Below are 24657 nucleotides of genomic sequence, written 5' to 3'. Positions count from 1 at the left end.
GCAGATCATGGCGAATTGCGCGCAGCCCTTTCAACACTGAAACGGCGGGTTTGCGCCTTATGCATACCGAAATATACGCAATTTGTTACACGCTGTTACGTTGCCATTGATTTTGTTGCAGAGTGTTACAAAGCACGTATCCAAGGTGCGCCTGAGGAGAGCCAAGGATGACAATACCCCGACTGCTGGTCGTCGATGACGATGCGGATATGCGCCAAATGATGACGCAGTTTTTGCGGCAGAATGGGTTTATTGCGCTGCCCGCGCAATCCGAAGACGAAATCCTGACGCACCTTGAAAACGGACGGATCGACCTGATCCTGTTGGACGTGATGTTGGGCAACGAAAACGGCGTAGAGATTTGCGCCAACCTGCGCCGCGAACAAGATATTCCCATTATTCTGGTATCTGCCTTATCCGCAGATCATCAACGCATGGCTGGATACGAGGTTGGCGCAGATGATTACATCGCGAAACCTTTTAACCCGCAGCTATTACTGGCCCGCGTTCGCGCTGTCCTGCAACGCGCGCAACGCACACCGTCGCTGGCGTATCGCCGGAAAACCCGCACGTTCCATTTCGGTGGGTGGACCTATAACGCCAAAAAAGACGAAGTGATTTCCCCTGACGGATTTCAAGTGGCCCTTTCACGCCGCGAAACCGCTTTGCTGAACGTTCTACTGGCGAACCCCCACATCCCGCTTACCCGCGAAGAAATCGCAGCGGCTTTGGATGTCACGGCCTCTGGCGATGCCTCGCCCGAGGCAACGGGACGCGCGATTGACGTGTTGGTGGGTCGCCTACGTGCTAAGATCGAAAAGACACCAAAAGACCCGCGTATGCTGCGCACTGAACGCGGTGTTGGTTATGTCCTCTCCGTCGACGTCACCGTCGAGGATACCTGATGCTGCGCTCACTGCCTTTGCGGTCGCTTGCGCTGATCTGGATGTTGGCCGCCTTTATTTGCGGGCTGAGCGCCGCCGCGTTGTGGAACCATTCACAACGGGCGTGGCAAAACCATCTCATAACCGCCTACGAGGCTGGATTTGCAGTTTACGAGGCGCTGCGCGAACAACGGTCTACGCCCAAAGGGGTAACAATTACACCGCTGTCAGATGCGGAAAACGCATTGGCAGATCTGGGCCAATTCGCACGCATGCCCGATGCGCCGCAGCCAACATTTGTGACCAATGCGTCGATCCTTGCCAACTCAGGGGACAGCTTTACCGGAGAGATCCTTACTCTCGCTATTGTGTCGGGCGACCTGCAATATAGCGCAGCGGCCATCGCCAGCAGCCCCTATGCCACCGCTCCGCAAAAAATGGCAGAAATCACGCGCATGTTGGCCAGCTATTGCAGCGAACCCATCATCTACGCGTTTTATGGCAACAGGTCGTGGTACAAGATTGATGGTACCGAATTATGGGGATGCCAAACCGCGCCCAAGGATTTGCGACTGATCGCAGTCGGCATTGCGATGCTAGGCATGGCGATCTTATACACGCTGGTCGTTGATACGACCGCGACTTTCGGACGTTTTGCCGCCGCGCTGCGCAATCGCCGCCGTTTGGGCGGGCCCGAAGCCTATCAAACCGAAGGCCCGATGGAATTGCGCGATATGGTGGATGCGGTGAACAGCTATCTTGCTGTAGAACGGGCGCAGCTATCGCATCGAGCCGTTGTTTTATCAGGCGTTAGTCATGATTTGGGCACCCCGGCAACGCGGCTGAGGCTGCGCGCAGCGTTGATCCCTGATCATGATTTGCGTTCCAAACTGGAACACGACATTGACCACATGACGGGCATGATCGAAAGCGTACTGACTTATACGCGGTCTGAAATGTCCGCCGAAGAACCACGCAAAGTGTCATTGTCATCACTGGTTCAATCCATCGTCGATGACTATCAAGATATGGACAAACCGGTCACGCTGATGGATCAGCCCCCTGCCCAGATCGAAGCAGGCCATTCAGTATTTGCTGCACGCCCCATGATGGCGCATATGCCGGATGCCCAGAAAATGCTGGCCACGGTGCGCATGGTGTCGCTGCAACGCGCAATCACGAACCTGATTGATAATGCGCTGAAATACGGCCGCCGCGCCCACGTTGGGCTGATCGCGGATAGCCAAACCGCAACGATCATCGTCGAAGACGAAGGCACGTTCGGCCCTGACGACATGGCCGTTTTGACCGCCCCGTTTCAACGCGGTTCAAACGTAGGATCGGTAAATGGTTACGGATTAGGCCTTACCATTGTCGAAGCTGTCGCAGAGCAACATGGCGGGACGTTGGAATTTATTCGCGGGCGGCGCGGTTTACGGGCGCAGATCACGATCCAACGCGCTTAAGCGTTGCCAATCACATCCAAAAACGCAGCGCCAAATCGTTCCGCATATCGGTCACCCAAAACGCGCTGCATTGATCCCATATCGTTGGGGCGCATTTTAGCGACTTTCGCCAATAGCGATGCGCTGCAGGTCATCGGTTTACCTGTGCCGTCTTCGCCGCGGCTCAGGTCCGCTTGAACGGCCAATAATTGATCGTAAATTGACCCTTCGGCGCGGCCTGCCATTTTGCGACGCGCGGGGTGAAGTTGTTCGGCCTCACCCGCGATGACGGTCAGGAATGCGTCGCCGTAGCTTTGTAACTTCTTAGCCCCGACACCGCTGATCGCAGCCATATCATCCAAGTTACGCGGACGTTTTTGCGCCATTTCGATCAGCGTTGAATCGTTGAAAATGATATAGGCTGGCACGCTGGCAGCTTCGGCCAATGCACGGCGTTTCGCCTTGAGAGCGGACAGCAGCGGCGCGTCGTCTTCGCTGACCAGCATTTTGATTTTGTTGCCGGTTTTGGCCGCTTTGATCGTGTCGCGGCGCAGTTTGATCGTATCTTCGCCGCGCAGGATCGGCCGCGCTTTTTCGGTCATGCGCAGACCACCGTGGCGTTCTGGATCGGGGCGCAGCAAATCATGCCCCATCATCTGACGGAAAATCGCCTGCCATTCGCGGCGGCTATAGTCCTTCCCCACTCCATAGGTGGGCAGCGCATCGTGACCGCGTTCTTTGATCCGGTCGATGTCCGACCCGACCAGAATTTCGATCAGATGCCCCGCGCCGTAACTTTCGCCCGTACGCAACGCCGCCGACAACGCCATACGCACCGGTGTCGTCCCGTCGAACACATCAGCGGGTTTGTCGCATAGATCACAGTGGCCGCAGGGCGTGCCCGTTTCGCCAAAGTAATTCAGCAAAGTGCTGCGGCGACAATCCAGCGCCTCGCACAGACCCAGCAGCGCATTTAGTCGCGCGTGATCCGCCATGCGGCGCTCGGGCGGGGCTAATCCTTCGTCGATTTGCTGGCGGCGGTAACGGATGTCATCAGGTCCAAACAGAGTCAGCGTTTCCGCAGGCGCCCCATCACGCCCAGCGCGGCCGATTTCCTGATAATAGGCTTCGATCGATTTAGGCAGATCGGCGTGGGCCACCCAGCGGATATCGGGTTTGTCGATGCCCATACCAAACGCCACGGTCGCAACGACGATCAAACCATCCTCGCGCTGGAAACGGGCTTCGACGTCGCGGCGGTCATCGGCCTCCATCCCGCCGTGGTAATGGCAGGCGACATGACCCGCATCGCGCAGCGCGGCGGCAATGGATTCCGTTTTCGCACGGGTGCCGCAATAAACAATGCCCGACTGCCCCTGCCGTTCTTTGGCAAAACCAAGGATCTGCTGGCGCGGCTGGTTTTTCACAGCAAAGGCCAGATGGATATTCGGGCGATCAAAACCACGCAGGAATTCGACAGGGGCATCCCCGCCAAACAGTTTTTCAACGATTTCAGCGCGGGTTTCGGCGTCTGCCGTGGCGGTAAACGCCGCCAAAGGCACATCCAACGCGCGGCGCAATTCACCGATGCGCAGGTAATCAGGACGGAAATCATGGCCCCATTGGCTGACGCAGTGTGCTTCGTCCACCGCGATCATGCTAACGCCAATGCGGCGCAGCATTTGCGGAACACCGCCCGATGCCAGACGTTCAGGCGCCATATACAGCAGCTTTAGTCGGCCTTCTTCGATGGCCTGCCAAACAGCGTCATTTTCTTCTTGAGTATTGCCGGATGTCAGCGCGCCGGCCTCGACCCCTGCTTCGCGCAGACCGCGCACCTGATCGCGCATCAGGGCAATCAGCGGGGAAATAACAACCGTTACGCCCGGGCGAACCAACGCAGGCAGCTGGTAACACAGCGATTTACCGCCGCCTGTCGGCATAATGGCCAGCGTATTTCGCCCCGCAACGACCGCATCCACGATTTCACCCTGACCGGGGCGGAAACCGTCGAATCCAAATACATCGCGTAATAGCGTGTCAGCGCTCATGCGGAACTGTGCCTGTAGGGTTGTTTTTATTGCCCCATAAGAATCACAAGGGGGCCGCCGCAGCAACCCCACATGCCTCATTGCGCATCAAATATCGGGCCAAGAACGCCGACGATCAGTGGGTGAAATTAGTAAAACAATCCAGCGTTGTTGCGCAGGATGATTTCGATCGCCTGAATACCCAGCAATGCCACAAGTGGCGACAGATCCAGCCCGCCCATATTCGGCAGAATATTCCGCAGCGGGCGATAGATGGGCTCAAGAATACGCTCTAGGCCGTACCAGATTTGGGCGACCAGCGGCTGGCGAATGTTCAGCACCTGAAAACTGATCAGCCAGCTCATGATGAAGTGGGCAAAGATGATGAATTGCGCAACGCCAAGCAGCATCAGCAGAATTTGAAAGATCGAAGTCATCTGGATTCCTTTCGTTGGCCCTCAGGTAATAGCACAGAGCGCTTTCGACAATCCCCTGCCGTCACGTTTCGATTGACGCGGCCGCGCGGCATGTCACGTTACCCGCATTCTAATTCACAGGTTGGCACCATGTATCCGCTACCCCGCATTCTTTATCAGATGTTTTTGCACCGCAACGATCCAAAGCCGAATTTCGGGGATATCATGGAAACGCATCACATCTGCTGGCCGTGGGATTTGGATATCTTTTGGGAACTGAATAACGGCCGTACGCTGACTTTGTACGATATCGGACGGATGGTTTTGGGTCAGTCCTCTGAATTATTGGACGTCCTGAAAAAGAAAGGCTGGGGCCTGACTGTTGCCGGATCATGCCCGCGCTATCGCCGCCGCATCCGACTGTTTGATCGATTCACAATGAAAACCCGCGCTGTGTGCTGGGACGACAAATTTATGTATCTGGAACAAAGCATGTGGAAAAGGAACGGCGAATGCGCCAGCCACGTTTTGATCCGCGCCGCGCTGACGGACAAGAACGGCATCGTCAATCCTGCTTTGGTTGCCGCCGAAATGGGACATACCGGCCCATCGCCTGACATGCCTGACTGGATCGCAGCATGGAGCGCGGCAGAAACGCAACGCCCATGGCCCCCGATGCAAGACTAAATGATTTTCGCATAATCAACCACTTGCCAGATTTGACCGTTCGATGATCTAACCCCTGCAAGGCAGGAGGACGTCATGGCATCGGTACAAAAGAAACGCATTTGGGGATGGATGGCCTTTGATTGGGCATCGCAGCCCATCTACACGCTAGGCCTGACGTTCATTTTCGGCCCCTACTTTGCAGCTGTTGCCACGGATTATTTCCTAAACAGCGGCGCGCCGATTGATCAGGCCAAAGCAAACGCACAATCGATGTGGTCGCTGGGGCAATCTGTTGCGGGTCTAGTCATTGCGATCACCGCCCCGATATTGGGCGCTTGGGCGGATTTATCGGGCCGAAAAATCCCATGGATCGCGTTCTTTTCGGTCATTTATGTCGTCGCGACATGGATGTTATGGGGCCTGACACCTGATGGATCACGACTGGCGTTTACACTGGTCATTTTCTACGTCGGTTTCTTTGCCGCTGAATCTGCGCTGAACTTTACGAATGCCATCCTACCGTCCCTTGGCAACGACAAAGAGGTTGGCCGCATTTCAGGATCAGGCGCCGCCTTCGGCTATTGGGGCGGCGTTCTATCGCTATTCATTCTGTTGCTGTTCTTTGTCGATACGAACGGCAAAACAATGCTGCTAGAGCTGGAGCCAGCGTTCGGCCTTCTGGATGCCTCTCAAAACGAGGGCACGCGCGCTGTGGGACCGTTTATCGCCATCTGGTACGCCGTTTTCATGATCCCGTTTTTCCTGTGGGTTCGTGATAAACGCGATGCGCCGACCCGCCGCGTTAATTTAGTTGTGGTATTCCGCGATCTGAAATCAACGATCAAAGGTGTCTTGGACAGCCGCAGCCTGTCGAGCTTTCTTTTGGGATCCATGCTGTACCGCGACGCGCTAAATGCGCTGTATGCCTTTGGCGGCGTCTACGCGACGCTGGTGCTGGATTGGGAAACGATGCAAGTCGGCATCTTTGGTATTATCGGTGCAATCACTGCCGCCATTGCGACATATATCGGCGGGCGCTTTGATCAGAAAATTGGTCCCAAACCAGTCATCAAAACGACCGTTTCAGTCCTTGTACTGGTCTGTATCGTTATCGTGTCCATGAACCGCGAACACATCGGCCCAATCGCTTTGGCACCAGGGTCAAACCTACCTGATATCATTTTCCTGATTTGCGGGTCCGCAATCGGCGGGGCAGGCGGCGCACTATATGCGTCGTCGCGCTCTATGATGGTGCGCCACACCGACCCAAGCCGCCCTGCCGAAGCGTTCGGCCTATTCGCACTGACGGGTAAGGCCACTGCATTTTTGGCACCAATGCTGATTGGGATCGTCACCTATTTGACCGGAAACGTACAACTTGGGTTTGTGCCGGTGATCGTGCTTTTCCTTTTGGGCATGTTGATGCTACGCTGGGTTAACAGCGAAGGAGATCGAGCAGAATGGTCCGCGCATTAGCACTGGTACTTGCGTTACTATCGCTTTCTGCATGTAAAACAGAAAGCCAAACAGCATCCGTGGTTTCATCGCAGACCATAAATGACCCCCGCATCGCCAAAGATGTTTTCGGCTATATCCCCGAAGCCAACCATGGCCCATCCGAAGCAATCGGATCCTACGCCCGCGGGTGTCAGTCAGGTGCAGAACAGTTGGCCGAAACGGGCACAACATGGCAAGCGATGCGCCTCAGCCGAAACCGCAACTGGGGCCAACCAGAGCTGGTCGATTTCATCGAAGACCTCAGTAAATTCGCCGCTACCTTGGACGGATGGGATGGCCTTTACGTTGGCGATATGAGCCAACCACGCGGCGGCCCAATGTTGACAGGTCATGCCAGCCACCAAATCGGTCTGGACGTCGACATCTGGATGCTACCGCCGAACCAACTGGATTTGACGGAAACAGAACGCGAAAACATTTCGTCGATTTCGATGCGTCGCGCCAGCGGTGCGTTCACCAACGACGATTGGACCCCACAGCACGAAGCCTTGCTGCGCGCCGCAGCAAGCGACCCCCGTGTCGCCCGCATTTTCGTGTTCCCTGGCGCCAAAGTTGAGATGTGCAATAGCGCCACAGGCGACCGTAGCTGGCTACGGAAAATTCGCCCATGGTGGGGCCACCACTATCATTTCCACGTACGACTTAGCTGCCCCGAAGGCGATGCCACCTGCGTTGATCAAGCCCCGCCCCCACCTGGCGATGGCTGTGAAGAAGCTCAAGGCTGGGTTGATCGTATCCTTAATCCACCTCCACCAAACCCGAACGCCACTCCATCAACGCCGCGCGGCCCGCTCACTATGGCCGATCTACCAGCGCAGTGCGGGGCCGTGGCTGCTCAATAAAACATGCGTATTTTAACAACTCTTGCGGCCCTTATCTGGGCCGCACCCTGTTTTTCCGACGCGGCTCTGCTATCGGAAACAGCCATCCCTTTGGAACAAACAGCCGAACTATCCGCCATTGATCTACGCGATGATGGCGCAACCTTTGTCATGGTCACGGATCGCGGTGTCGCATTCGAAGGCACCATTATCCGCGCAGGCGACAGCATAACGGGACTGACGATCGCGCAACAAGCCGCACTTTTGGACGACGCGGGCGACCCACTGAAAAATCGCCTAGCCGATGCCGAGGGCATTTCCTTTGCCCCAGAGGGTGGCTTCCATGTCAGTTTCGAAAACTGGGGACGTGTTTGGTATTATCCATCGATCACATCTGAAGCGCAGGCCAATCCGGTTTTCGATGCCTTCCAGACATTTCAACCCAACGCAGGGCTAGAAGCGCTGGCAACCGGCCCCGACGGCGCGATCTACACGATCCCCGAACGGTCGGGCAGATACGATGAACCTTTTCCCGTCTATCGCTACATCTCTGATTGGGACATTGCCTTTGTCATCCCGCGCACGGATTCATTCCTGATCACGGGTGCGGATTTCGGGCCAGATGGCCTGCTATATGTTCTAGAACGTGATTTTCTGGGCATCGGATTTCGCAGCCGTGTTCGCAGGTTCGACATGAACGGCAATGGCGAAACCGTCATGCAAAGCGCTTTTGGAACCCACTCTAACCTCGAAGGCATCGCCGTTTGGCAAGACGACACAGGCGCAACCCGCCTGACCATGGTGTCGGACAACGGCCAGACATTTTTGCCCACCATGATCGTCGAATATAGGCTTTTGGACTGATTTCGCGCCCTTTTGGGTAACACTCTGGCAAAAACCATGCCTATTTCTGCGGCAGTTTCGGAAAAATTTCACAATCCTTTGTGGAAAAAGTTTTGACAAACACGACATCTGTGCCACCCTTAACTTACAGGCGAAACTCATTGAAAGGAGGTGATCCAGTGTCGAGAAAGGTATTGGAGAATGGTGTCGGGACAGCTTGGGGGGCGATCGTCTAGGGCAGCCCCTCGGACGGCTCAAAACCTCAGGTGGGACGTTCCTAACCACACCCACCTCCTGAACTTTCGAAGGATCGCCGATCGCCTCGGCGGTCCTTTTAATTTGGCGCAAACGCGATACATAAGGGCCATGTTGCAGGTCACGGACACGATAACCATTCAGGATTGGGAACTGACGGAACAGTTCGTGCGATCCTCTGGCCCGGGCGGTCAGAACGTGAACAAAGTGTCCACGGCTGTTGAGCTACGGTTTGAGGCCGAACGCAGCCCGTTCCTACCCGATCCTGTTAAACGCCGCCTACGCCGCATCGCGGGCAGCAAATGGACGAACGACGGCGCGATTGTCCTGTTTGTTCAGGACACGCGGTCCCAAGCCCGAAACCGAGAGATCGCCCGCGAACGCCTGTCCGAAATGATCACCAAAGCCACCCACACCCCCAAACGCCGCATCGCGACTAAGCCGACCAAAGGATCGGTGCGGAGACGTCTGGACGAGAAGAAACGTCGGGGGGAGGTTAAGGCGTTAAGGCGTGGAATCTGACCAGCCGTGCCCATCATCGATTCGCATCACACTTCAGGTGGGCACACAAAATATCGCAAATAGCGATGAAACAAACACATCATATTGTTAATCGCATCAGAGTCGAGATGCGCTTAGCAGGCATCATAGAAACGCATATCTGCCAGTATTCTGCCCGCTCAGATAGTTAACGCCCTGAAATTGATACCAAAATAAATGCCGCCCAAAAGTCGCAGAACAATACAGGAACATTTGGGTGATTAATCCGATGTGCTTTTTGGGACGATAAGTCCAAAAACAACCTTGCCGTAATTAAGATCTTGTCTCAAGCTTATGCCGTGAACCCACTGGCGTACGAAAATGTACTCAGGGTATCCACGGAAAGGAACGATATGAAGTTATTAGTAAAACCTCTACGGCAGCTTCACCCCGATCAGCAATGTCGGACCGATAGAGGCCAAGAAGGCTAGCTCTTATGAACTAGCCCTCGTGGTGAAAACAACAGGCCAAGTTGCCCGTCAATCTTCGGTAGCACTAAGATTCTGTCGGAAAACTTGGCCATTTGCAACGCCTTTCGAAAGGAACGCCGATGGCTAAAAAGACTTTTAAGGTTGGAAGAAGTGCGAAAACAGGCCGCTTCACAACGGTAAAGAAAGCCCAACAACATAAAAGCACTCATGTTGTTGAGACCATAAAAAAGTCGAAATAGTTCGACTTCGCGAGAGCTGCCTTACGGCTCTCGCACTAAACCCTAACTTCGAATTTTTCCTGCTCCCCTACCCCGAACACGCTTTTATAACGGGCGACTTCGTCTGTGGGGCCCATGGCTTTGTTGGGGTTGTCGCTGAGTTTGACGGTGGGGTGGCCGTTGGCGGACACCGCTTTGCAGACCAGACTAAATGGGGCGAGCGCGTCGTTAGGGGTCAGGCCGATGAAATCATTGGTCAGCATTGTGCCCCACCCGAATGACGCGCGGACGCGCCCTCGGAATTGATCCGATAGTTCGTGGATTTTCTGCACGTCCAGCCCATCCGAAAAGATAATGAGCTTTTGCGTCGGGTCTTCGCCCCGGTCTTTCCACCACTGAATCGCGGTTTCGGCGGCTGTTGCGGGGTCTCCGCTGTCGATACGGATGCCCGTCCAGCCCGCCAGCCAATCGGGCGCGCCGTCCAGAAACCCCTTGGTCCCGTAGGTGTCGGGTAAGATGATGCGCAGATTGCCATCGTGTTCTTCTTGCCAATCGGCCAGCACGTCATAGGGCGCATTGCGCAGCGCGGCGTCATCACGGGCCAGCGCGGCATAGACCATGGGCAGTTCGTGAGCGTTTGTGCCGATCGCCTCTAGGTCGCGGTGCATGGCGATGGAGCAGTTCGACGTGCCCGTGAATTTATCGCCCAGCCCTTCGATCAGGGCCTGAACGCAGAAATCCTGCCACAGATAGGAATGGCGGCGGCGGGTGCCAAAATCGGCCAGTTTCAGGTCGGGAATTTCTCGCAGGGACTGCACCTTTTCCCACAGCTTGGTCATCGCGCGGGCGTATAGCACCTGAAGTTCGAATTTCCCCATGGTGTTCAGCACGGCGCGCGACCGCAGCTCCATCAGGATGGCAAGGGCGGGGATTTCCCAGAGCATCACCTCGGGCCAGGTGCCTTCGAAGGTCAGTTCATATTGGCCGTCTCGTTTTTCCAGATGGTAGTCGGGCAAGCGCAGGTTTTCGAACCACTCCATAAAATCGGGGCGGAACATCTGGCGTTTTCCGTAGAACGTGTTCCCGCGCAGCCACGTGGATTCTCCGCGCGTCAGCGACAGGGACCGCACGTGATCCAGCTGTTCGCGCAATTCGCCTTCGTCGATCATATCGGCAAGGCGGATGTGTTTGGCGCGGTTGATCAGGCTGAACGTAACCTGCGTGTCGCGTTTGTTGCGGAACACCGACTGACACATCAGCAGTTTATAGAAATCAGTATCGATCAAGGACCGGACGATCGGATCGATCTTCCATTTGTGGTTCCAAACTCGGGTCGCGATATCAACCATGGTGCGTTCCTTGTGCCGATTGCGGCCCGTGTATCAGGTTATTGAACGTCAACGCCAGCGGCGCGCATTCCGTCGATGGCCGCAACCATCGACCCGTCGAAATCAATGCCTCGGCACAGATCGGTGCGGACGGTCACGGTATAACCTAGTTTGGCGGCATCCACGGCGGAATAGTTCACGCAAAAATCAGTCGCCAAACCGACCAGAGTCAGGTCCGTAATCCCACGGGTACGCAAATACCCGTCCAGCCCTGTTGGGGTCGTGTGGTCGTTTTCAAAGAACGCAGAATAGCTGTCAATGGCAGGATTGAACCCTTTGCGGATGATCAGATCGCCGTCTATCCGCAGATCGGGGTGGAATTCAGCGCCTTTGGTGCCCTGAACACAGTGATCAGGCCATAGCACTTGGGGGCCGTAGGGCATTTCGATCAGCTCCATCGGGGATTTGCCCGCGTGGCTGGACGCGAATGACGAATGGCCCGCTGGGTGCCAGTCTTGGGTCAGGATAACAGCGCCGAAATCGTCCATAATTTCGTTGATGCCCGCGACGATTTCATCGCCGCCCGCCACAGCCAGCGCACCGCCGGGGCAGAAATCATTTTGCACGTCGATGACGATCAGCGCGGTTGTGGATTTGGTCATCTCACTCTCCTGTCAGGTTGGTTTTGACCCTAACGTGGTTCTTTGCGCCGTCAACGCGGGCAATGACATTTCGCCGCGCTTGCTGAATCTATTCGACAGGCGTAAGGGGAAACCATGTTTACAGTTTGCGCTCTATATCACTTCACCCCGTTTGCGGACCCTGCAGCCATTCGCGGGCCGCTATTGGATTTGTGTAAATCGCAAGAGATCACCGGATCCCTGTTGCTGGCCAAAGAAGGCATCAACGGCACCGTCGCGGGTAAGGGCCCAGCGATCGACAAACTGCTTGCGCATATCAAGGCATTGCCCGGATGTTCCGACATCGTTTGGAAACTGTCGACAGCGTCCGAACAGCCCTTCGGCAAAATGAAGGTGCGCCTGAAAAAGGAAATCGTGACCATGGGCCAGCCGGACGTTGATCCGCGCGCAGCCGTGGGCCACTACGTCGAACCCAAAGACTGGAACGAATTGATCAGCGCGCCCGACGTTGTGGTGATCGACACCCGCAACGATTACGAATACGCCATCGGCACGTTTGAAAACGCGATCGATCCCGAAACCAAGTCCTTTGGCGAATTCCCCGCATGGTGGGAAGAAAACAAAGAGCGTTTCCACAACAAACGCATCGCGATGTTCTGTACGGGCGGCATCCGCTGTGAAAAATCGACGAACTTTGTCAAACAGCAGGGCATCGACGAAGTGTACCACCTGCAGGGCGGCATCCTGAAATACCTGGAGGAAGTCCCCGAGGACGAAAGCCTGTGGAAAGGCGACTGTTTCGTTTTTGACGGCCGTGTATCCGTTGGTCACGGCCTAAAGGAAGGCCCGCACGAAATGTGCCACGCATGCCGTCACCCGATCATGCCAGAGGACAAGAACCGCCCCGAATGGGAAGAAGGCGTATCCTGCCACCTGTGCATCGACAAAACATCAGACACCGACAAAGCCCGTTTCCGCGAACGCCAGAAACAGATCCAACTGGCAAAAAAACGCGGCGAAAAACATTTGGGCGCTGATCTTTAACTAGCCGTCCCAAACGTGCCAAACTGAATTGCGGCATGTTAAGGGGGCGCAATGTTAAAGTATCTGACGTTGATTTTCGTCTGCCAATTGGTTGGCGAACTGTTTATTGGCTCGTTTGGATTACCTATCCCAGGGCCGGTCGCCGGATTATTGGCGTTGCTACTGTTCCTTGTGATCCGCGGACACGTCCCCGCCGAATTGGCCGAGGTGACGGACGGGCTCCAGCGGCATATGCAATTGCTCTACGTGCCTGCGGCCACTGGAGTGATGGTCTACCTTGGGCTTTTGGCATCCCATCTGGTTGCCTTTAGCCTGTCTATCTTAGTCAGCACTATTGTTGGGATTGGCGTAACGGGTGTCGTTCTTCAGCTGCTGCTGAAAGGTCGCCGCGATGGATAACTTATTTCAGGTTTGGGTCTACCTTAGCGCCTCGCCTTTGTTTCACCTGACACTGACACTGGTTGCCTATCAACTGGCGCTGTATGCATTTCGCGCTTCGGGTAATTTTGCATTGTTGAACCCTGTTTTGGTCGCTGTAGTGGTCATCATCACGATCCTAACCCTTAGCAACACCAGCTATGAAACCTATTTCGACGGCGCCCAGTTCGTCCATTTCCTACTGGGCCCGGCGACTGTTTCGCTGGCTGTTCCGCTGTATCGTCAGTTGGACCGCGTGAAAGAGGCCGCATGGCCCCTTATTATCAGTCTATGCATCGGATCCTTTGCGGGGATGGCATCTGCTGTCGGGTTGTTATGGTGGTTCGATTTGCCCGCAGACATCCTTGCCTCTGCTGCGCCGAAATCCGTGACATCACCTGTTGCCATGGCAGTTGCCGAACAACTGAACGGGATTCCCGCCCTTGCGGTCGTTTTTGTGATGGGCACTGGCATCACAGGCGCGGCGATTGGACCAGCGGTATTATCGCTGCTGCGCGTCACTGATCAACGGGCCGCAGGTTTCGCCATCGGTACTGCCGCCCACGGCGTTGGCACCGCGCGCGCCCTACAGATCGGAGAGGTCGCGGGGGCGTTTTCAGGCCTGGCAATGGGCCTCAATGCCTTGGTCACCGCGCTGGCACTGCCATTGATTTGGCCCCTTTTACTGTGACCCAATAGGGTATTAATCACCTAAAAATCCGATTTAATGGATCACAGATCTCGCATCGAATCGTGCTGAAATCGGTGAAATCTCAGCGATGCACATTTTTTAGACGCCAATTTGCAACATGTGCATAACATAAATGCGGTAATATTCCAGTTTTTGCGGTTTTCATATTTTTCCGACTGTCGGTGATTGACGCGTAAATTATTTACGTGAAAGTTACTGTATATCCGCTGTAATCAGCAAAGACGAAATCGGAAAACCTATGACACGCCACACCGACGCCTTTAATGCGTTGGTCCAGCCTCTTTCCTTAGGAGGCGACGGACCGACTGTTGCCATCAAGGACTGCATCGACATCGCAGGCTATATCACGTCTGCAGGGTCAGAAACCTTTTCTACGGGGCCGGTCGCAGCACAAAACGCCACAGTTGTTGACAATCTGATCGCTGCAGGATGCCGCATTATCGGCAAGGCAAATATGCACGAACTGGCCTATGGCATGACGGGTGCGAACGACTATTTCGGCACCCCCATCAATCCAATTTGGCCCGATCGCATCCCTGGTGGGTCATCGTCAGGATCGGCGGTCGCTGTCGCATCGGGCCTGTGTGATTTCGCCGTGGGCACAGATACAGGCGGTTCGGTCCGTCAACCTGCGGTCTGCTGCGGCGTGTTCGGATTCAAACCGACCTTTGGCCGCGTATCCCGCGATGGCCTGACACCTGTAAACAGCACGTTGGATTGCGTCGGCGTTTTTGCCCGCGACATGAACATGCTGCAGACAGGCATGGCCACGATTGACCCCACCTTCAAACGCACATCCATCAAACATCCGCCAAAACTGGCCCGCATCAAATCTGACCTCACCCGCGAAGTCGGCGATCCGCTGGTCATCTCGTTGATGGAGTCCTACCCCGACATGGCCTACGAACAGCTGCCTCACATGGGCGCGGCTTTCGACGCAGGCATGACGATCATCGCCTATGAAATGGCCGCAGAATTCGGACATTTGATCGATGAAAATGCGCCTTTAGGTGATGATGTCCGCGCACGGCTGATCGCGGCCCGCAGCGTGACCAAAGATCAATACGATGCCGCTGAATACATCCGCGCGACCTTTACTGACGAAGTGGACGCGCTGCTGGCCCGCTATGACGCCATCGTCACCCCTGCGCTGCCCGTTATTCCGCCGACCCTGACCCAAGCTTTGGATCCGGCAACAATCCTGCCGCTGACCCGTTTCTTGCGTCCCTTTAACCTTAGCGGTCATCCCGCAATCACCTTGCCCGCCCGCACCAACACGGGCCTGCCTGTCGGCCTGCAAATCGTTGGCCGCAAAGGCGCAGACGCAGACCTTTGTGCGATTGCCGATTGGTTTGTCGGTTGCACCCCCTATTTCCGCGGCCCCGCGTTAATCAAGGAATTCGAACAATGAACAAAGTCACTAGATTGGCCACAAGCCAGTCAGAAACTAGCGAATATTCCGCTGTATTAGAATCTATCCGTGCCCGCCGTTCGGAGTTTTCAAACCTGCGTCACATACCGCAGGACACGGTTGAGCAACTTCAGCAAATCGGGGCCTATCGTGCCTTTGTTCCCGCCCGATTTGGTGGCGATGAAAAATCGCCTGCCGATTTCTGCCGTCTGATTGAAGACATCTCGGCAGCTGACGCATCAACGGGCTGGGTCGCATCATTCGGGGTATCGGCAACATATCTGGCCGCGCTACCAACGGACACCTATGCCGCAATCTATGGCGCCGATCCAAACACGGTTTTTGCGGGCGCATTGTTCCCACCGCAGCAGGCCGCAAAAACCGACAAAGGCTACGTGGTCAAAGGCCGCTGGCCATGGTGTTCAGGCATCATGGGCGCATCGCTGGTTGGCTGCGGTATAAAAATTGACGGTGACGACACACCCCTGCCGCGCGTCGCCGTCCTGCCTAAATCGTCGGTCACAGTCGACGAAACATGGGATACCATCGGCTTGGCCGCGACTGGATCGCATGATGCGGTGGTTGATAACGTCACGGTTGCCCCAGAATGGACATTTGTACGCGGCGCACCGTCGTCGATGGATGATCCGATTTTCCGTTTCCCCGCCATGGCATTGGCCGCGCAGGTTCTAGCCGTTGTCGCATTGGGCACCGCCCGCGAAGCGCTGGATTTCATGAAAGACAGCACCGAACGCGCATCAATCACAGGCGCACCAAACCCCGGTGCCCGTCCTTACGTCCAAGAAGGCTACGCCAAGGCCCAAGGCATCCTGATGGGCGCCAAGGCCGCGTTTTACGACACGATCGAAGCGGGCTGGGACGAACTGCTGACCACTGGCGACATCAGCCACGACATGCGCGTGAAACTGCGCCTTGTCGCGACCAAAGCCGCCGCCGACGGGGCCGAGGCCGCACGGATCGCATTCAACATCGGCGGGTCGGGCGTGATGACCACGGGCCATCCGCTGGGTCGCTGCATGATCGATGCCGCCTGCGTTGCCCAGCACGCATTCATGGGTGCTGGCACATGGCCTGCGGCGGGTGCGGGACTGTTCAACCAACCCACGATGCCCGGCTACCCCTAATCCATTTCATTTCAGAATTCAGACAACAGGACAAAACAGATGAGCGAGACAAAACCGATCCGCACCCTGCTGTGCTTTAACAACCACGCTGCGTTTTTCAGCCTGCCATTCGATCAGATCGGCCCTGTTTGGAAAGCAACGCAGGAATTGATGTTCAAGATCGACCAGATGGACGGCGTTGAGATCGTTGGCACCTTTGATGACGACCAGACCTTTGTGGGCGCGTCCGTCGGGTTTCCGTTCACATGGTACATCATGGCCGATTTCCCCACCCGCGAAGACGTCCAAGCCGCCTGCAACCTGCTGCGCACCATCGTCGTCGGCGAAGGCAACGACCGCCTTTGGAAATACATGACCGTCGAAGCGCGCATGGGCCGCGCTTTAGAAATCCCACAGCTGTAAAGGGCCGACACCATGTCACTAGATATGCCAAAATTCAGCGACCTAGACGCGCTGTACAACACCAACACTGCCGAGGTTGCGACCTCGATGTACGAAGATCCTGACCTTTTCGCCGAAGAGATGGAAAAGATTTTCAAAAAGACTTGGGTCTTTGTCGCCCATGACAGCGAATTCCCGGACAAAGGATCGTTCAAACTTTCGAACGTCGGTCTGGAACCTGTGATCGTTGTGCGCGACCGCAAGGGCAAAATCCACTGTATGGTGAACCGCTGCCGTCACCGCGCCGCCACCGTCTGCGAAGTCAAAAAGGGCAAAACATCGTCCTTCCAATGCCCGTACCACGGTTGGGGCTATGGCCTAGACGGTAGCCTGCGCGCGCTGCCGTATCCTGAACAATACGGCGATGATTTCGACAAAACGCAGCATGGCCTGCTGAAACTACGAACCGAATCCTACAACGGAATGGTTTTCGCGACCTTCAACGAAGACGCCGAACCGCTGGTTGATTTTCTGGGCGAAGGCGTCTGCCGCTACATCGATCTGTTCATGAAACAGGGCGGCGGTTTTCCTGTCAAAGTATTGGGAGAACACCAGTTTTCCGTTCCGATGAACTGGAAAGTGCAGCTGGAAAACACCACCGACGCCTACCATTTCCCGATCGTCCACAAAAGCTTTATGCAGACACTGGATGGCGAAACGGGCGAGCTGTTCGATTTCTTGGACAAAGGCGTCGGCTATGTCGAAGATCTGGGCAACGGCCATTCGGTTATGCTGATGATCCCCGAACTGCTGGATCTGGACGAAAACCTGGATGACCCGATCCCCGAACGTTTCGCCGATCTGGCGCAGCAACTGCTGGATGACGGATATCCTGACGAGCAAATGCGCAAAATCGTGCGGGCGGTCAGTGGTGCAGGGTTCAACCTGAACCTATTCCCGAACGTTTCATTTTCGCTGTCTTTCTTGCGCGTACTGACCCCGAAATCGGTGGAACAAACCGACATCCGTCACATCGCCCTAGGCATGGACGGCGGACCAGAGGCCGCCAACCAAATGCGTATGCGCCTACACGAACATTTTCAGGGCCCAATGGGGTTCGGATCGCCTGACGACGCCGAAGTCTGGGAACGCGTTCAGCGCGGCACCAAAGGCGGCGAAGACCTGTCGATCCTCGTTAACCGCGGCATGGTCGACGAAGAACCCGGCGAATACGGCCCACGCGGTCACATCTCGGCTGAAACGGGAATGCGCGCCGCCTACAAGATGTGGAAAGGAATGATGAGCCAATGACCGAGCTTAGCCAAATCGACACTCGTAGCCTGTTGGCCGATGTCACGGAATTCATCTGGACCGAAGGCGCATATCTGGATGCCAAAGATTACGCAGCGTGGCTGGACCTATGGACTGACACAGGTCTGTACATCATGCCGATTGACGAAGGCGACGATTACGCAAACCAGCTGAACCTGTGCTACGACAACGACAAAATGCGCCGTGATCGCATTGATCGTTTCAATCGCGGCTTTTCGATCTCTTCGGCTCCGCCGGCGCAAACAGTGCGTACTCTGTCGCGCATCAAAATCGACAACGCAGCAGGTGATGTGATCAGCGTATCCTGCGCCGAACACCTGATCGAAGACAAATTTGGTCGTCAGCGCGTTTGGGCAGGCAATGCCTATTACACGCTGATCCGCACCGATGATGGTTTCAAAATCGACCGCAAAATCGTGCGTCTGTTGAACTCTGCCGGGATGCTGAATTCGTTCAGCTACTTGTTCTGATGACAGCGCCTTTGCCCGAACAGATGCAAACAGCCGTGGTGACCGGCGGCGCGCGCGGATTGGGGGCGGCGATTGTCCGCGCCCTGCACGCCACAGGCTACCGCGTTGTGATCGCCGACCGCGATGTCGGCGACGAAGGTCAGGCGCTGGCATCCGAATTAGATCTGGCTGGCGAAACGGCTGTGACCGCCACGCTGGACGTATCGAACCCTGCCGATTTCCAGAAGGTTCTGGATAAATGCGTGGATCGATACGGGTCGGTCGAGGTGCTGGTGAACAACGCGGCCCGCACGATGGCGCAGCCGCTGATGGACATCGAGCCAAATGTGTTCAACGACATCATGGCCACCAACGCTGGCGGCACTTTTGCGGGCTGTCAAATCTTTGGCCGGCATTTCAAAACCCGCGGGTACGGGCGCATCGTCAACATGGCATCGCTGGCCGGTCAGAACGGCGGCACTGCCACGGGCGCGCATTACGCTGCCTCCAAGGGCGCAATCCTGACCCTGACCAAAATCTTTGCCCGCGATCTGGCGGCATTCGGAGTCACCTGTAACGCCATTTCCCCCGGCCCGATGGACAGCCCAATGGTGTGGTCGATCGTGCCGCCCGAAAAAATGGACGGCTTTCTGGCCAATATCCCCGTCGGTCAGCTGGGCGATCCCGCCTATGTCGCACGCATGGTTGTGATGCTTGCTGGCCCTGATGCGGCTTTCGTCAATGGCGCCTGCTGGGACGTCAACGGCGGCCTATTCCCGAGGTAACAATGACCAACTCTCAAACCCTTACTGTGATTGAACGATCCGACGATCAGGGCAACATCGCCCGCATTCGTCTGGCCACCGTCGACGGCACGCCGCTGCCTGCGTTTGACGCAGGCGCGCATCTAGATTTGTATCTGCCCGATCTGGATATGTGGCGTCAGTATTCCCTGTGTTCAGACCCTGCTGAAACGGCATTCTACGAAATCGGAGTGCTAAAAGACCCAGCCAGTCGTGGCGGATCGATCAAGGTACACGAAACGGCGGTGAATGGTGCCAGCTTTACCGTCGAAGGGCCGCGGAACCATTTCCCCCTTGATGAAACTGCGACCCAAACTGTTCTGTTCGGCGGCGGCATTGGTGTCACCCCGATGATCGCGATGGCGCACCGCCTGCATGCCTTGGGCAAACCGTTCACTCTGCACTATTGCGCCCGATCGAAATCCCAAGCCGCGTTTCTGGATCTGCTAGATAACTGCGCGTTCAAAGATCAAGTCGTGTTCCATTTCGACGATGCTGGCGACGATCAACGGCTGGACCTGCCCCGCGACCTACCTGCCGTCCACGACGCAACCCATATCTACGTTTGCGGCCCCCAAGGGTTCATGGATTGGGTCATCAACAGCGCCGAAGCCGCAGGTCACGCGACCGCGAATGTGCACCGCGAATATTTTTCGGCGGATGTGGACCTGACTGGCGACAGCTTTGACGTGGAATGCGCCGCCAGCGGGATCACCGTCACCGTCGGCCCCGAAGATACCATCGCCAAAGCGCTAGCCCGCGAAGGGATCAAGATCGAGGTCAAATGCGAAGAAGGCGTTTGCGGCACCTGCCTGACCGACGTCATCGAAGGCGTGATTGATCACCGCGACCAATTCCTAACCGAAGAAGAACGCGAAGACGGCGATGTCATCTGCGCCTGCTGTTCGCGCTGTTCGGGCAAGAAACTCGTATTGGACCTGTGACCATGACCGACCTGACCCAAACCCAACTAGATTTCCGCGAAGGCATGAGCCGCCTAGGCGCTGCCGTGAACCTGATCACCACGGATGGACCAGCGGGCAAACACGGCCTGACCGCGTCTGCGGTCTGTTCGGTCACCGATGCCCCGCCTACCCTGCTGGTGTGTATAAACCGCAACGCGTTCGCCCACGACAAACTGGTGGAAAACGGCGTTCTAGCGGTGAATGTGCTGGCATCCGATCATCAAGATCTATCGATGCTATTCGCCCGCTACGTCGAAGGCGTGGATCGTTTCGGCACCGCGAATTGGGGCACCATGGAAACCGGCGCACCTGTTTTAGGCGACGCGAATGTGGCCTTTGATTGCACTATTGCCTCGCGTCAGGAAATGGGCACGCATTCGGTGTTTTTCTGCAATGTGCAGGCCGTCAGCCTGTCAGATCAGGCGCGTCACGGTCTGGTCTGGTTCGCCCGCGATTTCCACCATCTGATCACGGAAACCGCGTAATGAGCTGGGCTGCATCAAAACAGTTTGAACAGGTCGTCGCTGATTTTGCGCAAGGTATCATTCAGCGCATCCAGTTCGGCGGGCGACGTGTTGTAAAATGCCTCGGCCTTGATGCGGTCCACTTCGACCAAAGCTTTGGCACGCAGATCGTCACCGATTGCGGTCAAACACACCTCGGTCACGCGGGCATCAGATGCGCGCACGCGGGTTTCAACAAATCCATCGGCAATCATGCGCTGCACGATTTTCGTCGTGGTATTCAACTTGAGCGTGGAAAATTCGGCGATTTCAGAAACGGACATGTAATTTTGTTCGTGCAACGACATCAACACACGCCATTTTGGCGCGTCCACGCCCAGCGGCTTGAGCCGTTTTTCCAACGCCTGCGTGTAATAAGCATTCGCACGATTGATCCAAAAAAAGGGCCATCCGTCACGGAAATGTTCGGGACTGGTTTGTTCTTCTTTCGCCAAATTTTCGGTCATGTCGCACCCAACATCTATCGCGGAATGATCAGAAACACTGAAACTACAGGCATTTTCGGTCCTGACAAGGGCCAGTTATTGCCAAAAGAGCGCTGATCAAGGCGTCATATACTTAAACCATTCCAACGGGGAATATGAAAATGAACGTGAAATTTACCAAAATATCTCTCATTGCCTTGGCTGCTTCTTTGGCAGCGACCGCCGCATCGGCAGAAACATTGACCGTTGCAAACTGGCTGCCACCATCGCACCCATTGGTGTCGGATGTGATCGTTCCAATGACCGAACAAATCGCCGAAGCCACGGGCGGAGAGGTCACCGCGAACATCCTGCCTGCGCCATTGGGACCACCCGCTGCGCATTTCGATTTTGCGGTAAATGGCATCGCTGACATCACCTTTGGCGTGCAGGGCTATAACGCGGGTCGTTTCAAAACCACCAACATCGCTGAAGTCCCATTCTTGGGCGACAGCGCCGAAGATATCTCGGTCGCGTATTGGCGCACATTCGAGGCGATGCTGGCCGACGCTGGCGAATATGACGACGTCAAAGTTCTCGGCGTTTTCACCCACGGCCCAGGTCAGGTTTTCCTAAAAGACGGCGACGCGGCCGCGGCTGAATTGCTGGACGGACAAAAACTACGCGTTGGCGGCGGCATCGTCCACGAAGTTGCATCGACCTTGGGCGCGGTCCCCGTCGAAGGCCCATCGTCAAAGGCCTATGAATTGCTGAGCCAAGGCGTGGCTGACGGCATTCTGTTTCCCTATGAATCGGTGAACTTTTTCAAACTGATCCCGCAGCTGTCCGTTGGCGTCGACGTTCCGGGCGGCCTGTATAATACGTCGTTCTACGTCGTGATGAACAAAGCCAAATGGGAAAGCCTATCCCCAGAATCCCAAGCTGCCATCGACAGCGTCACAGGCGAAGCGCTGGCCCGCATGGCTGGCCAAATGTGGGACACCGTGGATGCTGCAGGTCTGGCCGCGATGGAGGGCCAAGTAACTGTAACCACAGCAACCGATGCCCAATTGGCCGCGTGGACCGAAAGCCTGTCGCCCGTCATCGACGCCAAAATCGCCGAAGTTTCGGAAACCGGCATCGACGGGCAAGCCGCTTATGACATGCTAATGGCTGAAATCGAGGCTCTGGCAGCGGAATGAAAATCCAAGCCCTGATAAGCAAGCCGCCTTCGGGCAATGCTCTTTCGGCCGTCCAAACACTTGGACGGTCGGGGGTAACGCTCGCCATCATCGGGGCGATCATGCTGGTCGCCATGATGGGCCTGACCGTTTTCGACGTGATCGGGCGATATTTGTTCAATTCGCCCATCAAAGGCGCGGCAGAGCTGACCGAAATTCTACTTTGCGCTGTGATCTTTTTGGGTCTAGGCGCGGTTTCCCTGCGCGAAGACCACGTCACCGTGGACCTGCTGGTCGATTATATGCCCGCTTGGGTTCACCCGATCCGTCAGGTGCTGACGGGGCTGTTTTCCGGTGTGATCCTATGCGTGGTCGGATGGCGGCTCTGGGTCTATGCCGATCAGATCGGCGGTTACAACGGATCGACCACGAACCTGTCTATTCCCATCGCGCCCTTGGGATATTTCTGTGCCATTTGCACGGTCGTTGGCGCGCTGATCACCGTCGCTATTCCCCTGAAACGTTTCTTTGCGCCCCCCACCGCATAAAGGAGTTTTCCCATGGAACATTGGCCCATTGGCGTTGCCATTCTGTCTGTTCTACTTTTCCTAGGCGTCCCGATTGCCTTTGCGCTGGCTGGTGTAGGGTTGGTGGGCACAGCGTCCATCATCGGCTGGACACCTGCGTTGTCGCTGCTTGGCTCCGCGTTCTTTGACAATGGCCGCGACTATTCCCTGTCGGTGCTGCCGCTGTTTTTGATGATGGGTAATTTTGTCGTTCAATCAGGCGTGGCCGAGGATCTGTATTCCTCTGCTTATGCATGGTTGCGCCACCGCAAAGGCGGATTGGCGACCGCTACCGTGATCGCATGTGGTGCGTTTTCATCCGTCTGTGGATCATCCATGGCAACCGCCGCGACCATGACCCGTATCGCGCTGCCATCGATGCGCAAATTCGGATACCCAGATCAGCTATCGACCGCATCAATCGCGGCGGGCGGCACATTGGGCATCCTGATCCCACCGTCGGTCATTCTGGTGTTTTACGGCATTCTGACACAGCAAGACATCGGCAAACTGTTCTTGGCCGGCATCATTCCAGGCGTGATCGGAATTCTGTTCTACTCCATGGCCGTGCGTATCACGCTCAAGGTTGGCAATATCGATCTGCCGACTGAACCCAAACTACCCTTGCGTGATCGGCTACGTGCGTTGCGTAAAACAGGTGGCGCGTTGGCCCTGTTCACCTTTGTCATGGGCGGTATTTATCTGGGCGTTTTCACCCCAACCGAAAGCGCGGGCATGGGTGCAGGCGGCGCGTTACTGTTGGTGATCCTGTCGGGCAAATTCACCGTCAATTCCATGCTGGTGGTTCTGTATGACACCATGAATACCACCGCGATGATGTTTTTTATCCTGTTCGGTGCGCTGACGTTTACGAACTACGTCAACCTGTCGGGCATGACGATCGACATCCAGACGTTTTTATCCGCATTCGGTGATAGCCGCGTTAGTTTCATCCTGATCATCCTGTGCATCTATCTGGTTCTGGGCTGCGTGTTAGAAAGCCTGTCGATGATCATGTTGACCGTTCCGGTGTTCTATCCGATCGCGGCATCAATGGGCATTGATCTGATCTGGTTCGGCATTTTCGTGGTCATGGTAACCGAGATTTCCTACATCACGCCGCCCGTTGGCATGAACGCCTTTGTCCTGCGGTCGGTGGTACCAGATGTACGGCTAGGCACCATTTTCCGCGGATTAGGACCATTCGTTGCGATGGATATCGTGCGCGTCGCTTTGCTGACGCTAGTCCCATCCATGGTTCTATTACTTACCTAAGAGGCTGCT

26 protein-coding genes are annotated in these 24657 nt (G+C 55.8%); 21 read left to right on the top strand and 5 right to left on the bottom strand.

All coding sequences use genetic code 11. From position 1 onward, the window contains the following. The first annotated feature begins 167 nt into the window (after positions 1-167). Both BVC71_RS08130 and BVC71_RS08125 read left to right on the top strand, forming a co-directional pair. Entirely contained in the window at positions 168-905 is a 738-nt protein-coding gene (locus BVC71_RS08130; RefSeq protein WP_086451128.1) for a response regulator transcription factor, read from the top strand. Beyond that, positions 905-2350, top strand: coding sequence for a sensor histidine kinase (locus BVC71_RS08125; protein WP_086451127.1), 1446 nt, complete (start codon positions 905-907; stop codon positions 2348-2350). Before BVC71_RS08130 ends, BVC71_RS08125 begins: the two co-directional genes overlap by 1 nt. Here BVC71_RS08125 and recQ read toward each other — a convergent pair. Beyond that, the gene (recQ, locus tag BVC71_RS08120; RefSeq protein WP_086451126.1) at positions 2347-4380 is read right to left on the bottom strand and encodes a DNA helicase RecQ; all 2034 of its coding nucleotides are present in this window, start codon (positions 4378-4380) and stop codon (positions 2347-2349) included. The genes BVC71_RS08125 and recQ overlap by 4 nt on opposite strands. A gap of 128 nt (positions 4381-4508) precedes the next feature. Beyond that, a complete protein-coding gene (locus BVC71_RS08115; protein WP_086451125.1) occupies positions 4509-4796 on the bottom strand; it encodes a YggT family protein in 288 nt (95 codons plus the stop codon). Positions 4797-4925: 129 nt separating this feature from the next. Between BVC71_RS08115 and BVC71_RS08110 the strand changes: the two genes are divergently transcribed. The 5 genes from BVC71_RS08110 (at position 4926) to arfB (ending at position 9403) form a co-directional block, all read left to right on the top strand. Then, positions 4926-5462, top strand: coding sequence for an acyl-CoA thioesterase (locus tag BVC71_RS08110; protein WP_086451124.1), 537 nt, complete (start codon positions 4926-4928; stop codon positions 5460-5462). A 75-nt stretch (positions 5463-5537) separates the two neighbouring features. Continuing rightward, positions 5538-6920, top strand: a complete 1383-nt coding sequence (locus tag BVC71_RS08105; RefSeq protein WP_086451123.1) for an MFS transporter — start codon at positions 5538-5540, stop codon at positions 6918-6920. Then, on the top strand, positions 6905-7804 hold the full coding sequence (mepA, locus tag BVC71_RS08100) for a penicillin-insensitive murein endopeptidase (protein WP_086451122.1): 900 nt from the start codon (positions 6905-6907) through the stop codon (positions 7802-7804). The genes BVC71_RS08105 and mepA overlap by 16 nt, the downstream gene beginning before the upstream one ends. Before the next feature lie 3 nt (positions 7805-7807). Next, a complete protein-coding gene (locus tag BVC71_RS08095) occupies positions 7808-8647 on the top strand; it encodes an esterase-like activity of phytase family protein (protein WP_086451121.1) in 840 nt (279 codons plus the stop codon). Between the two features lie 345 nt (positions 8648-8992). Then, positions 8993-9403: an alternative ribosome rescue aminoacyl-tRNA hydrolase ArfB gene (gene arfB / locus BVC71_RS08090; protein WP_086451120.1), complete on the top strand. Its 411-nt coding sequence runs from the start codon at positions 8993-8995 to the stop codon at positions 9401-9403. A 723-nt stretch (positions 9404-10126) separates the two neighbouring features. Here arfB and pncB read toward each other — a convergent pair. Next, the gene (gene pncB, locus BVC71_RS08085) at positions 10127-11419 is read right to left on the bottom strand and encodes a nicotinate phosphoribosyltransferase (RefSeq protein WP_086451119.1); all 1293 of its coding nucleotides are present in this window, start codon (positions 11417-11419) and stop codon (positions 10127-10129) included. Positions 11420-11457: 38 nt separating this feature from the next. Then, complete coding sequence (gene pncA / locus BVC71_RS08080) at positions 11458-12060, bottom strand: bifunctional nicotinamidase/pyrazinamidase (protein ID WP_086451118.1); 603 nt, start codon at positions 12058-12060, stop codon at positions 11458-11460. 114 nt (positions 12061-12174) lie between these two features. On the opposite strand from pncA, the gene trhO reads away from it, so the two are divergent. The 11 genes from trhO to BVC71_RS08025 all read left to right on the top strand — a co-directional run bounded on the left by trhO (position 12175) and on the right by BVC71_RS08025 (position 21183). After that, on the top strand, positions 12175-13083 hold the full coding sequence (gene trhO, locus BVC71_RS08075) for an oxygen-dependent tRNA uridine(34) hydroxylase TrhO (protein WP_086451117.1): 909 nt from the start codon (positions 12175-12177) through the stop codon (positions 13081-13083). 51 nt (positions 13084-13134) lie between these two features. After that, positions 13135-13482: a CidA/LrgA family protein gene (locus BVC71_RS08070; RefSeq protein WP_086451116.1), complete on the top strand. Its 348-nt coding sequence runs from the start codon at positions 13135-13137 to the stop codon at positions 13480-13482. After that, on the top strand, positions 13475-14191 hold the full coding sequence (locus BVC71_RS08065) for an LrgB family protein (RefSeq protein WP_086451115.1): 717 nt from the start codon (positions 13475-13477) through the stop codon (positions 14189-14191). Before BVC71_RS08070 ends, BVC71_RS08065 begins: the two co-directional genes overlap by 8 nt. Before the next feature lie 259 nt (positions 14192-14450). Then, positions 14451-15623, top strand: coding sequence for an amidase (locus BVC71_RS08060; RefSeq protein ID WP_086451114.1), 1173 nt, complete (start codon positions 14451-14453; stop codon positions 15621-15623). Further along, the gene (locus BVC71_RS08055) at positions 15620-16768 is read left to right on the top strand and encodes an acyl-CoA dehydrogenase family protein (RefSeq protein WP_086451113.1); all 1149 of its coding nucleotides are present in this window, start codon (positions 15620-15622) and stop codon (positions 16766-16768) included. Before BVC71_RS08060 ends, BVC71_RS08055 begins: the two co-directional genes overlap by 4 nt. A 39-nt stretch (positions 16769-16807) precedes the next feature. Beyond that, complete coding sequence (locus tag BVC71_RS08050) at positions 16808-17170, top strand: hypothetical protein (RefSeq protein ID WP_086451112.1); 363 nt, start codon at positions 16808-16810, stop codon at positions 17168-17170. A 12-nt stretch (positions 17171-17182) separates the two neighbouring features. Continuing rightward, on the top strand, positions 17183-18460 hold the full coding sequence (locus BVC71_RS08045) for an aromatic ring-hydroxylating oxygenase subunit alpha (RefSeq protein WP_086451111.1): 1278 nt from the start codon (positions 17183-17185) through the stop codon (positions 18458-18460). After that, positions 18457-18951 (top strand): aromatic-ring-hydroxylating dioxygenase subunit beta, encoded by a 495-nt coding sequence (locus BVC71_RS08040; protein ID WP_086451110.1) that lies wholly within the window; start codon positions 18457-18459, stop codon positions 18949-18951. The genes BVC71_RS08045 and BVC71_RS08040 overlap by 4 nt, the downstream gene beginning before the upstream one ends. Beyond that, positions 18951-19715 carry an SDR family NAD(P)-dependent oxidoreductase gene (locus BVC71_RS08035; protein ID WP_086451109.1) on the top strand — a complete coding sequence of 255 codons (765 nt, stop codon included), beginning with the start codon at positions 18951-18953 and terminating at the stop codon, positions 19713-19715. Before BVC71_RS08040 ends, BVC71_RS08035 begins: the two co-directional genes overlap by 1 nt. Before the next feature lie 2 nt (positions 19716-19717). After that, positions 19718-20677 (top strand): PDR/VanB family oxidoreductase, encoded by a 960-nt coding sequence (locus tag BVC71_RS08030; protein WP_086451108.1) that lies wholly within the window; start codon positions 19718-19720, stop codon positions 20675-20677. A 2-nt stretch (positions 20678-20679) separates the two neighbouring features. Further along, positions 20680-21183: a flavin reductase gene (locus BVC71_RS08025; protein WP_205905964.1), complete on the top strand. Its 504-nt coding sequence runs from the start codon at positions 20680-20682 to the stop codon at positions 21181-21183. A gap of 14 nt (positions 21184-21197) precedes the next feature. Here the strand turns inward: BVC71_RS08025 and BVC71_RS08020 are convergent, their stop codons facing one another. Next, on the bottom strand, positions 21198-21668 hold the full coding sequence (locus BVC71_RS08020; RefSeq protein ID WP_086451107.1) for a MarR family winged helix-turn-helix transcriptional regulator: 471 nt from the start codon (positions 21666-21668) through the stop codon (positions 21198-21200). A gap of 140 nt (positions 21669-21808) precedes the next feature. Between BVC71_RS08020 and BVC71_RS08015 the strand changes: the two genes are divergently transcribed. From BVC71_RS08015 to BVC71_RS08005, 3 genes are read left to right on the top strand one after another with little or no spacing between them, the layout of a single operon-like run. Continuing rightward, on the top strand, positions 21809-22828 hold the full coding sequence (locus tag BVC71_RS08015) for a TRAP transporter substrate-binding protein (RefSeq protein WP_086451286.1): 1020 nt from the start codon (positions 21809-21811) through the stop codon (positions 22826-22828). Beyond that, the gene (locus tag BVC71_RS08010) at positions 22825-23355 is read left to right on the top strand and encodes a TRAP transporter small permease (RefSeq protein ID WP_086451106.1); all 531 of its coding nucleotides are present in this window, start codon (positions 22825-22827) and stop codon (positions 23353-23355) included. Before BVC71_RS08015 ends, BVC71_RS08010 begins: the two co-directional genes overlap by 4 nt. Positions 23356-23367: 12 nt before the next feature. After that, positions 23368-24648, top strand: a complete 1281-nt coding sequence (locus tag BVC71_RS08005; protein ID WP_086451105.1) for a TRAP transporter large permease — start codon at positions 23368-23370, stop codon at positions 24646-24648. Positions 24649-24657: the final 9 nt, after the last annotated feature.

It is taken from the genome of Marivivens niveibacter (genome assembly GCF_002150005.2).
Taxonomy (GTDB): Bacteria; Pseudomonadota; Alphaproteobacteria; order Rhodobacterales; family Rhodobacteraceae; genus Marivivens; species Marivivens niveibacter.
This window is presented reverse-complemented; position numbering and strand designations above follow the sequence as displayed.